Below are 13,046 nucleotides of genomic sequence, written 5' to 3'. Positions count from 1 at the left end.
GGTTTAGTTTTACTCATTGTGCAAAAATTACACTGCAGACAAATAAAAGAACCTCTTTCGATGAAAGAGGTTCTTATTTGAGAAGTAACCTCTCTTATCTATCAGGGTTTCACTCCCTGCTGGAATTAGCACCGCGACGCGTGTCCGGTTGCCGGGTTTCATCGGGCCAGTCCCTCCACCTTCTCTTGATAAGAGTATTTAATTGTATTATTCACAAGCTCCAGATTAAATAATAAAGGATATGGATATGGTTGTCAAATATTTTTTTATTGTTCCTTATCCACCAAGGCAAACATTAAATCGCCGGAGGCCACCACTTTGCCTTCCACAGTGGCTGTGCCGCGCCCCTTGCCCACCGGCCCGCGGATTTTCTGAATCTCCATCTCCAATACCAGGGTATCGCCGGGTACCACCTGCTTTTTAAAACGCAGGTTGTCAATGCCGGTAAAAAGCGCCAGCTTATCGTCATTTCCCTCCATGCTGAGAATGGCAAAGGCGCCAACCTGGGCCATGGCCTCCACAATAAGCACTCCGGGCATCACCGGGTAGCCGGGAAAGTGCCCCTGAAAAAAAGGCTCGTTAATGGTTACATTCTTCATGCCTTTGGCCGACTGGCCCGGCACAACATCCAACATTTTATCCACCAGCAAAAAAGGGTAGCGGTGGGGCAAAACCGACTGAATATCCCACTCCTGTGACATAAAACTCCTCCTTAACTGCACTTAAAAGTTTTCCACCAAACAACCTTTGATGGATTCCAGCTCTTTTTCCAACTGAATAAGCCGCTCTTCATCGTCCTCTTCCAACAGGGCCAGCTCCAGACGGGAGGTAAATTCCTCGGAAAAGTCCAGCCACTCCCGCAAAAGCTCCCGCGCTTTCAACTTGGCCATCACCTGAGAAGTGTCTTCCACTTCTTCGGGCAGAGGCTTTAATTCCATGGTCTCCATATAGTTGGGTATATAGGTGGAGACCTCGAATTTTTTTTCAATCTCAGCGGAGAAGGACGTCAGCACGTCTTCTTCACCGTGAACCAGAATAACCTGCTTGGGCATCTGCTGAAATTTGCCAAGCCATTTTAAAAGTTCCGTCCGGTCTGCATGGGCACTGAACCCGTCAATGGCCTCGATGCGGGCCCTAACCATGATTTCTTCGCCAAAAATCTTTACTTTTTTGCGCCCTTCCCGGATGCGGCGACCTAATGTCCCTTCGGCCTGGTAACCCACGAAAAGCACGGTGGATTCCTCCCGCCACAGGTTGTGTTTGAGATGATGCTTGATCCGTCCCGCATCGGCCATGCCGCTGGCGGAGATAATCATGGCCCCGCCGGGAAGACGGTTAATTTTTTGTGATTCTTCCGCAGTTTGTGTGAATATGGCCTCGGGAAAATGGAAAGGATCCTGGCCGCTGTGCAAAAGCTGGCGCATCTGCAAATCAAAACATTCAGGATGACGGGAAAAAATCTCGGTGGCGGAAATAGCCAGCGGACTGTCGATATAAATGGGAATGTTGGGAATCTTATGGTCGCGCATCAGCCGGCTCATAAAATAGAGCATTTCCTGAGTACGCCCCACCGCAAAGGATGGTACCACAATGTTACCCTGCTTGTTCACCGTCTCATGAATCAGGGTTTGCAGTTTTTCCAGCTTCTGCTCTTCCTCTTCATGATCCCTTGTACCGTAAGTTCCCTCAATAATCAGGTAATCCGCCTCTTCCAGCACATCGGGGTCGCGGATAATGGGCTGATTTGACTTGCCCAAATCACCTGTAAATACCACCGTTTCCGGCTTACCGTTTTCGGTAATTATCAGCTCGGTAATGGCAGAGCCCAGAATATGGCCGGCATCATAAAATTTAAGGATAATATCCTCTGACAGATTTTCCTGCTGGTAATAGGGGATACTGTCGAAATAGTTAAGTGCCTTTTCCGCATCTTCCACAGTATACAGCGGGTCAGCCTCAGGCCGCCCGGCCCGTTTATTTTTGCGATTGGTCCACTCGGCCTCCATCATTTGAATGTGGCCGCTGTCGGGCAGCATTATTTTTGCCAGGTCCGTGGTGGCCGGAGTGGCCAAAACTCGGCCGCGAAAGCCGTCTTTTACCAGGCGGGGAATCAGGCCCGAATGGTCTATATGCGCATGGGTCAAAATAATATAATCTATTTCCGCAGGATTATATGGATACTGACTGAAGTTTCTGGCCCGCAGGCGTTTTCCTCCCTGAAACAGGCCGCAATCGATGAGCAACTTTTTCCCCGCCGCTTCCAGCAAAAAGGCGGAACCGGTCACCGTTCTGGCGCCTCCGCAAAATGTAAGTTTCATTTTAGCCTCCATTTCCCCTAGCAGGGGCTTTTCTCTCTATATCTTACGTTCGACCCGGGTACTGCGTTTCCCTTTTCTGCAGCATCCGACTAATTTCGTCATCTGTCAACTGGTTGAAATCATCATAAAATTGGCCCACAGCATAAAAATTTTCCGGCTGCAGCGGGCAATAAATACGGTCCACTTCCTGAGAGAGAGTCTCCACCGTATCCGGCGGGGCCACGGGAACGGCCAGGACCAATTCCCTGGGACCACGGCGAGAGATGGACTGCAGCGCGGCGGTGATGGTAAAACCGGTAGCAACTCCGTCATCAATAACCATGGCTGTGCGCCCGGACAAATCGGTGACGGGTCGCTTGCCGCGGTAAGCCTGCAGGCGCCTCTTGATTTCCGACACTTCACGGGCTGCCGCTTCATTGATATACTCATCACTAATTCCCAGTCGCTGAACCAAATAAGGGTCCAACAGCACCTCTCCGTCCTCGCAGACCGCACCGATGGCAACTTCCGGCTGATGGGGAGCGGGAATTTTCCGGGGGATAATAAGGTCCAACTGGGAATCCAAAGCATCTGCCACCGGCAGCGCCACAGGAACACCACCTCTGGGCACAGCATATATTACTGTGTCGTAATTCTTATAGCCTTCAAGTTCCCGGGCCAGAATTTCTCCGGCTTCCCGGCGATTGCGATAACGGGTTATCACTCACAGCACCTCCGCAAAGAAGTTAATCTTCAGACTAAAACAGGCACAGACTCCGTCAGGGTAATTCCGGCGGGACGCACCTGACAGCGATAGGCAAAAGCTTCCACACCGTGGGCAACCGCCTGCCTCAACTCCCCGGCAAAAGCCGGATCGGTGCGTTCATTAGGGGTAAAGGCTTCCGCATCATCTCGCTGAATAACAAAGATTACCGCACAGCGGCAGCCTCCTTTGGCCAACTCCCCCAAATGCTGCAGATGACGGCGACCGCGCTCGGTGGGAGCATCGGGAAACAAACCTACCTTTTCTTCCACCAGCGTAACCGACTTGACCTCCACATAGGTGGCCTGCCCCGCATCGGAGAGGAGAAAGTCGAACCGTCCGCCGGCATAAGCGGGCTCACTGCGAATAAATTCGCACTCTGCAAAAGGCGGCAGGAGTCCTTCCTGCAGTCCTTTGGCCACCAACCGGTTGGGAATCTGGGCATCGATGGAAACCCACACCCCCTGATAACGCACAACCCGCAAGCTATAAGCGGTGCGCCTGTTTTTTTTTGCACTTTTCTCCAGCAAAACTTCGGCACCGGGCACAAGCAGCTCTCCCAGCCTGCCTGAGGTGGCTATATGGGCCTGCCATAACTGACCCCCATATTCCACTTCAGCCACAAAGCGGTTTAAGCGGCGCACAAATACTCCCGGTACAGTTGGTAAAAATGTATAATGAATCATCATGTCCTCCAAAACAGTCACCTTTCATTTTACCTTTAAAAGGCAAATAATACAAATTTATTAGTGTCATTTTGCCAATACATACTCCTTGGCAGGAATTTCAACAAAGAGAAAGGAATTTCTTTCAATCACAAGGAGATGATTTTATGGGTTTACTGTTCTTTTTAGATATGGCCGGCACCTTTTTCTTTGCCGTATCCGGTGCCATGGTGGGAGTCAAAAAAAATATGGATCTGTTTGGCATAATTGTCCTGGGCACTGTGACGGCCATCGGCGGCGGTACTCTCCGCGAAGTGCTAATCGGGCAGTTCCCACCGTTTGTTTTTCGGCAGGACGTTTATTTTTACGTGGCAATTATCGGCTCCCTCTTTACCTACCTGTTTGTGGAGTACTTGCTGCGCATCAAGTCCATTGTCCTTCTGGCCGATGCGGTGGGACTGGGCACCTTTGTCACCATTGGTGTGACCCGAGCCTTGTCGGTGGATATTACCGCCACCAGTGCAGTAATCCTGGGCACCATCACAGCAGTAGCCGGTGGCATGATCCGCGATGTGTTGGCCGGCGAAATTCCCTTTGTGCTCACCAGGGATTTTTATGCCGTGAGCTGTATATTAGGTGGCATAACCTATCTGGCCTTAAATTCACTGCAGGCACCCCAAAACGCTACCATGGCTGTCACTACCCTCCTGGTCATAGTCCTGCGGGTGCTGGCCATTCGTTTTGGCTGGAAGCTGCCGCGCCCCCATTAACTTCACAGACAAGGTGCTTTTTGTGCGCTTTAGATTATAATACTAAAGCATATAGAGACGACCGCCTCATTTGGAGACGGTCGTTTTTTGCGGTGACTCCTTTTGTGCTTATTTCTTACCTTGCTCCTGGTTTACCTTAAAACTTGCGTATAAATCTTGCGCACTTCACTTAAAGGACGGCCCTGGCCCAGGAAAGCCCCTTGATACCAGATTTCAAAATGTAAATGCGGCGCACCACTGGCACTTAAATTTTCCCCAACCACAGAGTTTTTTGTACCTGTGTTGCCCACCTTGCCAATTGTTTGCCCCTGACTTACGCTTTGGCCGACCTTCACATCGGAAGAAATACTATCCAGGTGACAATATCTGGTCACTACACCATCCTTATGTTCAATCCAAACTTGCATTCCGCGCAGCTTGTCCAAAATCTCCTCCGGGGTAATACTGGCTGCCATTGCCCTTTCTATGGCTTTATCATACTCTTTTGGCGTCATCTCTTTAAAGTCATGATCAGCCCGGATTATTTTCCCATCCGCCACCGCCCGTACAGACTTTCCTGCAGTATTGTAAAAGTCCAACCCTTCATGCACACCGTTACGATAGCTACGTGGGGCATTAGGTAACTGTCCGTTTACTGAGGTTACAGCTGCCCCCTTGATGGGCATTTTCATATATGAGAGCGCGTTAATAAGCTGAGCTGCCGACATTCTTTTAAAATCTAATTCTGCCGGTTTATTGCCCCCCTCCCGCAAAGCAGGTTGTTCTGCTTTCTGCCTCTTCAGAGAATCAGGAACAGGTATTTCCACCCCTGGCGGTGGTATTACGAGCAACTCTCCCGCCTTAATTAAATTGGGATTGTGCAGTTCATTTTTATTAATTATTGCCTCTGTTTCAACATGGTACCTGGCCGCAATTTTAGTTAGGGTGTCTCCTTTTTTGACTCTGTATTCTATTTCTTCCTCCCTGTCTTCTGGTATGCTTTCTCTCTCCTTTTCCTCCTTACCCTCTGTTTCCTCTTCTTTCTCTGCATCCTCTTTTGCATTTTCTTGCTCATCTGACGCATCATCCTCAGTCGTTAAATCATCGCCGGAATTTGTCTCTTCTTCTTTTATTCCTGGCGGCTGGCTATCCGTTGCAAAGGTTTCCTCAATCTCATTACAGCCGGCTAATAACAACATCAGCGCCGGCAATAGCATTAACATAATAATTTTGCGCCTCATTTGTATACCTCCTCAAAAATAAAAACGCTTTTGCAAGTTACAAAGCGACGGCGGTAGAGAGCTAAAATATATATGTTTGTCTTCATATCAAAGCTATTGATTTCCTCCACGATTTACTTTTTGTCAGCAATTTTTAATAAATGCAAGCAAAAGCCCCGCATCCCTAAAGTGGGGAATGCGAGGCTTTATCTGTACTAACTACAGGTTGATCTTATTTAAAATCTGTTCCACCGCCTGCACCGATAGTGCATCGTCGGGCAGGTCCACCAGCGCCTTGCTCTTTACATCATATTCGGCAACCAGGGGATCCAGCGGCACGGTGCCCAAAAGCTTCAGACCGGTTTTATCGATTTCCGGCTGCAGGTCTTCAATTTCATTGCCTGTTACTTTGGTGACCACCAGGCCGATTTCCTCCAAGTCCAGTTTCACATTTTTTACGATTTCATGAACTCTGCCGGCAGAGCGAATACTGCGGGCGGAAGCGTCACTGACCACAATCAGGGTGTGGACGTTATTGATGATGCGGCGGCTCAAATGCTCCAGGCCCGCTTCGTTGTCTACAGTTACATAGTCATAGTTATCACGCAGCGTTTCCAGGTGTTTGCGCAACAAGTCATTGGGATAGCAGTAGCAGCCGGAACCCTGCGGATTACCCATCACCAACAGGTCGTAACTCTTAGTTTCCACCAAGGCCTGCTGCAGTTTGTATTCAATAAACATTTCCTTTGTCATGCCGGTGGGAATAGCACCGGGTTTTTTGGTTTCTTCCAGCATGGTGGAAATGGTGTCTTCCACTTCCAGGCCCAGCGCTTCATTTAGGTTGGCGTTGGGGTCCGCATCCACCGCCAGCACTGTTTTATTGGCCTTGTTCTTTAGGATATGGCGCAGCATCAGCGCTGTAAATGTGGTTTTGCCCACACCGCCCTTACCGGCTATAGCAATCTGTTTCATGTTACATCCTCCTGTTCTGTACCTAGGCTATTATTTTTTGCCGCATGACCTTTTCTAAATCAGACAGCGTATTGCAGGGATACATCCGCACTATTTTCTGAAACATTTGCACAGATTTCCCGTCCCATTCATCATCGGGCAGTGTGTTGAGCCAGATGACATCTTTAACGATTCTTTTAATTTGCTCCAATTCCTGCACACTGTCTTCCAAAGCCATGGTTTTTGTATCACTGACAATGAGCACATAGCTCTGGCCGGACAGGGCATCCGGGTATTTTTGCCTGAGAGACTTCAGTGACGCTCCCAGGTTAGTGCCGCGTCCCCATTCCGTTGAGCGGTTAACTACCTCCAGCATGGTGGCGTTAAAATCCGAGCCGTGCTGGAAATAGCCGGTTACCCGTTCCACGTCCTCGGAAAAGACAAAACTTTCAATACTGCCCACCACATCATGAATACCATAGATAAACTGCATCACGAAACTGGCGTAGCGGGCCATGGACCCGGAAACATCACAAATCAGCACAATTTTAGGTTTTTGTATCCGGCGGCTGCGGTAGCGCAGACGGAACATGGTGCCGCCGAAGCGGATATTATGACGGATGCTTTTACGTAAATCAAGCTGCTTGTGCTTTTTGCTCTGCCGGTAGCGCCGGCTAATCCGCGCCACCATCTGCCGTGCCAGTTTACGGATTAAGGCACGGGCCCGGGGAACATCTTTATCGGCAATATTTTGCATGTCTTCTTCCAACAAAGAGCCGTCGCCACCGCCGCTACCCACCCCTTCAACCATGGCGTCCAGTTCTTCATCGCCGGTTTTGGGCGCTTCAGACAAATCTATTTCGTTGCGCAGGTTCTTACGCCAGTAAGACAGCGACCCTTTGACCACACTTTCCAATAAGGGGCGAAAATGCTCTTCCACATTCTTGCCGCCCGCCGTTTTGTTAATATAGTCCTGCAGTTTTTCCCGATCCTGCTCGGGAATGCTGGCATACACCGTCTTCTCCTGGTCGGAGATATCCATGGGAGTTCCCTGAAAACTCAGATCTTCGGTGGCCTCATCCAGCATCTGCTGGCGGTATTCCTGTTTCTGCTGGTAGTCGGCCTGGCGTTCCTGTTGCATCTCCGGCGGTGCAAAAAATATATCAAATGCTTTATCGAACACCTGCTGCTCACCGGGCCGTTTCACCAGCGTTGCCTTAAGGGCGGCACGCACCGCTTCCCTGTCGGATAAATCCATCAGCGTCAGGGCCTGCAGGGCATCAATTACCTCTCCGCTGCCAATGCGGATACCGGCATGGCGCAGCAGATGAATAAAGCGCACCACATTAATCTCCAGATAATTTTTCATCGCAATCAGTCCTTATCCGACCGTGCATATTCCGCCAGGCGTTCGGCTCCGATTTTTTTCTCGAAAGCCTCCATATCTCCTTTGGTTTTCAGGACCATGTTCAGCGTTTGCTCCACACCGTTTTTGTTTAAGCGATCCTTATCCATGGCCAAAAGCGCCCGGGTCCAGTCCAGCGTCTCGGCAATGGAGGGCTTTTTCTTAATTTCCTGTTCATTGCGCACCAGCGAAACGGCACGGGCAATTTCGTGGGCCAGTTTTTCACCGCACTGGGGAACACGCGCCTGGATAATATCGATTTCCCGCTCCACGCTGGGGTAATCAAGATACAGGTATACACAGCGCCTTTTCAACCCATCGGAGAGCTCCCGCTCATTGTTACTGGTCAACACCACCATGGGGATCCGGTTGGCAGTCAGCGTGCCCAACTCGGGAACTGAGACCTGAAAATCAGAAAGAACCTCAAAAAGAAAAGCTTCAAACTCTTCGTCGGTCTTATCAATTTCGTCAATCAGCAAAACCGGCTTCTCCTCAGCCTGAATTGCTTTTAACAAAGGCCTTTCCAGCAAATATTCCCGGGAAAACAAATCCTGTTCCAAGTCCTCTGTACAGGCGGTCTCTTTGGAAATCTGAATCTTTAACAGCTGCCGCTGATAATTCCATTCATAAAGCGCTTTATTTTCATCCAGTCCTTCATAACACTGCAGACGAATCAGGTCTGTGGCAAACACCTGGGAAAGCACCTTCGCCAGTTCCGTCTTACCCACACCGGGGGCTCCTTCAATGAGAAGCGGCTTTTCCAGCTTTAAAGACAGATAAACGGTGATAATCACCTGTTCATCGGTAATATAACCCACTTCTTCAAACGCTTTGCGTAAATCAGCAATTGAAACGTCCATCACTCCATCACCCTTCCTCTTTGATGTAATTACATTATATCCTGTGGCATTTGTGCCGGAACATGACACAAATCACACTTTCAGAAAATTCTACTACCATTCTCGCAGAATACGGGTGTCGTTGGATTAATAAAACGTTATTTTTTAAACCGGCGCCCCTTTCTTGCTGTCCACATAGGCCACCGCACTTAATGCAGCCAGCTGACCCTGCCCCACAGCCTTGGCTACCTGATACGGCTTACCCGCCACATCTCCGGCGGCAAAAACTCCGGGAATATTGGTAGCCATATTGGTATCAACTTTAATATGCTTTTCAACCAATTCCAAACCGTTTACCAGCTGGGCCATGGGCATCTGCTCTTTTAGCAGAAAGGCTCCGTCCACATTTAGCTCCCCGCCTTCAGCCAAAAGCAGGGTTTCCATTCTTTCACCGCCCTGAAACTCTTTTACCTTATCACGGAGGACTTCCACGTTGGGCAGCAGTTCACCGGTTTTCTCATACTTGGGCAGGAAGTAGACCTTTTTGGCCACTTCCGCTAAAAAGCGCACTTCATCCTCATGCTCCACGTCATCAGCCAGCACCGCAATGGTTTTATCCCGGTAGAACATGGCGTCACAGGTACCGCAGTAAGAGATACCTTTGCCCACATATGTGTTTTCACCGGGCAGGCTTTTAGCCGCAAAAACTCCAGTGGTTAAAATAACTGTCCTGGCTTCCCAGAACTCGTCCTGGACCTGCAGCTGAAAGGAATCTCCCATGGGAAAGATGCCTGAAACACTTACCTGGGTAATATCAACACCCATTTCCCGTACATGGCGAATAAAGCTCTTACGCAGTTCATCACCGGATAATCCGGGCATGCCCAGATAATTATTTACCCTATGAGCCTTATGCAACGCCGAGCTGCAAAGCTTGGGACCCACCAACAATACGCTTCGGTTTCGCGCTTTTACATTTACCGCCGCAGACAGTCCGGCAGGACCGCATCCGATAATGGCCACATCAACCTTTTCCACAAAAATCCCTCCTCACATTTATCATCATTAGCATACGCAATCATGGTAGTCATTAAGCATCTTTGCGATATTTCGTCATTTTGTCTGATTATTCCTGCATTTATTTTCCTCTCCTTGTCTCACAGGTTAAAAATGGTATAATACAGACAAACAAAAGTATGCTATACAAAAAAGAGATTAGGAGGAAATGTAATGCCTAATGTCCGCTTTCTCGGCCACGCCTGCTTTCAACTGGAGCAGAACGGCAAAACGTATCTTTTTGACCCCTTCATCACCGATAACCCACAGGCTACTGTAAAAGCAGATGAAGTGCAGGCAGATTACATCTTTGTCTCCCACGCCCATGCCGACCATCTGGGGGACACATTTGAAATTGCCAAAAGAACGGGAGCCACAGTAATTTCTACCTTTGAAATTATCCAGGAATGCGAAAAAGAGGATGTCAAAGGACATCCCATGCATGTGGGTGGAAAAACAAAGTTTGAATTTGGTTATGTCCGTGTCACCCCGGCCTTTCACGGAGCCGGCATTGCCGGAGGTCATGCCTGCGGCTTCATCCTCAATTTCGGTGAGTTTACTGTTTACTTTGCCGGAGACACCAGCCTGTTTGGTGACATGAAACTGCTGGGCGAAATAGAGCGCATTAACCTCTTTTTAGTCCCCATCGGCGGAAATTTCACCATGGACATTGATGATGCGGTGTACGCCACCAAGTTCGTGGGTGCAGATACGGTTATCCCCTTCCATTACAATACCTGGCCGCTGATTGCCGCCGATCCGCTGGAATTTAAAAACAAGGTGGAGAAAAACACCTCCAGCCGCTGCCTGGTTTTAAATCCAGGCGAAGATGTGCAGGTTTAGCAGAAACACAAAATGCCGACGATTTATGCATCGTCGGCATTTTGTCAGTTTTGGCGCTGTTCAATTTGCTCATCTAATTCCATGATCTTTGCCAGAATCTCAGCTTTGTAATTCCCTGAGGCTAGCATGAACTCGCGGAGGAGTTCATCCCTCGCTTCGGAAAGGCTTTGAATTTGAGTGGTTGCCATGCTGTTTACCTCCCTTTCTCAGTAGTATTTCCCCCAACTATTCTTCCTATTGTTAAAATATTTATTCCTCTGAATTTTCAAGCAACTACGTACTGATTGTTACCTTCTTCACATTTTATCCTAAATAAAAAACCGCTACCTTATTGTTAGTAATTCTCTGTGCTTGTTCTAATAATAACATGGGCTCAATGTTTTGTCTAGTATTTCACAATGGAAAGTTTAAAAAATTCTATCATTTATAATCTCCTATCGATTTAGGTCGGTACGTGCCGCAAAAGGTTTCCGCCGAGGTAAGCGCATTGGCGCTTAGAACCTGGATTTCTCCGGCTGCGCAACCTTTATCTCCGTTATGATATTCACAGTAATCCACTTCACACTCTACATCCGGATTAGCCAGCGGCAGTCGGCTAAAAGCACGGGCCACCATGCCGGCATAGTTTACATTATCCATGGAAGAAAGCGATGCGGAAAAATCCCTTGGCAAAAAAGTACTACAATCTGTTTCTTCTTCACCCGACTTATTTTCATTTATGGTGATTCCTGCGGCGTTACAAAAATCGCCGCCCACATTATGCGCACAATACACTGCCCTGCAAACAACACGTGCCATCTTCCCACCCCCATACCGCTTAGTATGGCAAATTGACAACAAAAAAACACCGCCAATTCCGACGGTACCGCAGGGCGTATCTTCAATCCTGGTCATATCCTCCGGCATTTAAAATCATTTTATTTCTCTAAGACATCAACAATGGAGAATCTGCTTTGACGCCGGCCATTTCTGTACCGATACACAAAGTCCACCGTTCTGTTATTGTGGAAAATATTCTTGCAAACAAATTTGAAAGGTGGGTGGAAAAGCAAAGAGTTCAGGGAAATAAAAAAACCACGGGAGCAGTTCAAAGCTCTCATGGTTTCTGCATTTGTATGGAGCCGGAAGGAAAACCCATTGGCCATAATCTCACGCAACTATATTGTTCTAAGTACTTCCTCCCAATTATCAGGAAAACCCATCAATTTCAAGTCTACTTGTTCGGTATTCTCGATTAAAGCCGTAAGGTTTGTCACAAAATTCTTCCACTCACTTTTGTTCCGTAGCAACCTACCGGTGATAAAAAGTACAGAAAATACCGTATCATTCTTTATCCCCTTTTTCATGTCACCCCTAAATAATTTTGGGGTGATTTTTAGACGCCTGTCATATAATCTTCCGTAGTGCGCACAAATATTTCTAAAAACTGATAAAGCGTACAGCCAAGACTTAACATACTCACCCTTTGTATTATAGTAATCGCCAGCTATTTTATTTTGATCATCGTCTCTCATGTTGTTGTAAATTTTTGACAACAGACCAAAAGAAGTCAGTTCAATAACAACCCAAACAGGGAAAACTCCTTCGTAAGCTGATTTGTGGTGCTGTACAAAAACCTCATCACTTCGTTCTATTTCTTCTTTAATTTTTTGCATCATGTTACTATGATGAGTTGTATTTCTAAAGTTCTCCTGGTTTTCGTAGCCTGTCGCCCCATATTTATGAGCGATTATATATGAAATATGTGTTCTAAAAGCAACTTCAATAGTTTCCAACACGCCCATAATCATGCTGCGTAGCTTTTTATCGAACTCATAAAGACTATAGACATCGTCAAATGATACCCCTTCATAAAACTTATTATCGGCCTTATATGAAAGCATGTATGCACTTAGCCGATAATAATTTATTCTGCTAAGGGTTTCTATAGCCCGCTCTTCATCTTTAATTGCCAAGCCCCTGCTTTTTAATATATTGACTTGCTCTCCAAAGGTGGTTGGCTTTTTGATCCTGGCCTTCTCACTATTATTGCCCATGATCTTCTCCAGAAATAAAAATGTCCCACCCTGGTCCGCATTGTTAAGAGGCGTGGTGGGCTCTGTTGACTTCATCATACAGCTAATCTGATGCTCTGTCAACCAGCAATGCATGATTTTGTATTTGCCGTTGATAATGGGCAACCTCTACAAATTGGCATACAAATGAAAAAAATAGAGAAAAAATAAAAAACCACGGGAGTTCAAAAAAATCCGTGGTTT

The 13,046-nt window shown here is 47.6% G+C and carries 14 protein-coding genes and 1 riboswitch; of the genes, 2 read left to right on the top strand and 12 right to left on the bottom strand.

What is annotated here, in order from left to right; all coding sequences use genetic code 11:
• Positions 1-91: 91 nt before the first annotated feature.
• Positions 92-195: riboswitch (SAM riboswitch) on the bottom strand.
• Positions 196-266: 71 nt separating this feature from the next.
• The 4 genes from fabZ to sfsA are packed head-to-tail and all read right to left on the bottom strand — an operon-like array spanning position 267 to position 3,749.
• The gene (fabZ, locus tag DEALDRAFT_RS05600) at positions 267-701 is read right to left on the bottom strand and encodes a 3-hydroxyacyl-ACP dehydratase FabZ (RefSeq protein WP_008515668.1); all 435 of its coding nucleotides are present in this window, start codon (positions 699-701) and stop codon (positions 267-269) included.
• Between the two features lie 21 nt (positions 702-722).
• Positions 723-2,318 (bottom strand): MBL fold metallo-hydrolase RNA specificity domain-containing protein, encoded by a 1,596-nt coding sequence (locus DEALDRAFT_RS05595; RefSeq protein ID WP_008515665.1) that lies wholly within the window; start codon positions 2,316-2,318, stop codon positions 723-725.
• A gap of 43 nt (positions 2,319-2,361) precedes the next feature.
• Entirely contained in the window at positions 2,362-3,021 is a 660-nt protein-coding gene (locus DEALDRAFT_RS05590; RefSeq protein ID WP_008515664.1) for a phosphoribosyltransferase, read from the bottom strand.
• A 29-nt stretch (positions 3,022-3,050) separates the two neighbouring features.
• Positions 3,051-3,749 carry a DNA/RNA nuclease SfsA gene (gene sfsA / locus DEALDRAFT_RS05585; RefSeq protein WP_040378548.1) on the bottom strand — a complete coding sequence of 233 codons (699 nt, stop codon included), beginning with the start codon at positions 3,747-3,749 and terminating at the stop codon, positions 3,051-3,053.
• A gap of 143 nt (positions 3,750-3,892) precedes the next feature.
• Between sfsA and DEALDRAFT_RS05580 the strand changes: the two genes are divergently transcribed.
• Positions 3,893-4,495, top strand: a complete 603-nt coding sequence (locus DEALDRAFT_RS05580; RefSeq protein WP_008515659.1) for a trimeric intracellular cation channel family protein — start codon at positions 3,893-3,895, stop codon at positions 4,493-4,495.
• A gap of 131 nt (positions 4,496-4,626) precedes the next feature.
• Here DEALDRAFT_RS05580 and DEALDRAFT_RS15905 read toward each other — a convergent pair whose 3' ends face one another.
• The 5 genes from DEALDRAFT_RS15905 to DEALDRAFT_RS05555 form a co-directional block, all read right to left on the bottom strand.
• Positions 4,627-5,715 (bottom strand): LysM peptidoglycan-binding domain-containing M23 family metallopeptidase, encoded by a 1,089-nt coding sequence (locus DEALDRAFT_RS15905; RefSeq protein ID WP_008515658.1) that lies wholly within the window; start codon positions 5,713-5,715, stop codon positions 4,627-4,629.
• A 198-nt stretch (positions 5,716-5,913) separates the two neighbouring features.
• The gene (locus tag DEALDRAFT_RS05570; RefSeq protein WP_008515655.1) at positions 5,914-6,666 is read right to left on the bottom strand and encodes an ATP-binding protein; all 753 of its coding nucleotides are present in this window, start codon (positions 6,664-6,666) and stop codon (positions 5,914-5,916) included.
• Positions 6,667-6,688: 22 nt separating this feature from the next.
• Entirely contained in the window at positions 6,689-8,014 is a 1,326-nt protein-coding gene (locus DEALDRAFT_RS05565; RefSeq protein WP_008515653.1) for a vWA domain-containing protein, read from the bottom strand.
• A 5-nt stretch (positions 8,015-8,019) separates the two neighbouring features.
• The gene (locus DEALDRAFT_RS05560; RefSeq protein ID WP_008515651.1) at positions 8,020-8,910 is read right to left on the bottom strand and encodes an AAA family ATPase; all 891 of its coding nucleotides are present in this window, start codon (positions 8,908-8,910) and stop codon (positions 8,020-8,022) included.
• 144 nt (positions 8,911-9,054) lie between these two features.
• Positions 9,055-9,927, bottom strand: coding sequence for an NAD(P)/FAD-dependent oxidoreductase (locus DEALDRAFT_RS05555; RefSeq protein ID WP_008515650.1), 873 nt, complete (start codon positions 9,925-9,927; stop codon positions 9,055-9,057).
• A 192-nt stretch (positions 9,928-10,119) separates the two neighbouring features.
• Between DEALDRAFT_RS05555 and DEALDRAFT_RS05550 the strand changes: the two genes are divergently transcribed.
• On the top strand, positions 10,120-10,788 hold the full coding sequence (locus tag DEALDRAFT_RS05550) for a metal-dependent hydrolase (protein ID WP_008515647.1): 669 nt from the start codon (positions 10,120-10,122) through the stop codon (positions 10,786-10,788).
• A 44-nt stretch (positions 10,789-10,832) separates the two neighbouring features.
• Here the strand turns inward: DEALDRAFT_RS05550 and DEALDRAFT_RS16840 are convergent, their stop codons facing one another.
• The 3 genes from DEALDRAFT_RS16840 to DEALDRAFT_RS05535 form a co-directional block, all read right to left on the bottom strand.
• Positions 10,833-10,976 (bottom strand): hypothetical protein, encoded by a 144-nt coding sequence (locus tag DEALDRAFT_RS16840; RefSeq protein WP_008515645.1) that lies wholly within the window; start codon positions 10,974-10,976, stop codon positions 10,833-10,835.
• 232 nt (positions 10,977-11,208) lie between these two features.
• On the bottom strand, positions 11,209-11,682 hold the full coding sequence (locus tag DEALDRAFT_RS05545) for a DUF1540 domain-containing protein (RefSeq protein WP_161598019.1): 474 nt from the start codon (positions 11,680-11,682) through the stop codon (positions 11,209-11,211).
• A 263-nt stretch (positions 11,683-11,945) separates the two neighbouring features.
• Positions 11,946-12,824, bottom strand: a complete 879-nt coding sequence (locus DEALDRAFT_RS05535) for an Abi family protein (protein WP_008515642.1) — start codon at positions 12,822-12,824, stop codon at positions 11,946-11,948.
• Positions 12,825-13,046: the final 222 nt, after the last annotated feature.

It is taken from the genome of Dethiobacter alkaliphilus AHT 1 (assembly GCF_000174415.1).
Lineage (GTDB): Bacteria > Bacillota > Dethiobacteria > Dethiobacterales > Dethiobacteraceae > Dethiobacter > Dethiobacter alkaliphilus.
The sequence above is the reverse complement of the archived record's forward strand: the minus strand, read 5'-3'. Positions and strand labels throughout refer to the sequence as shown.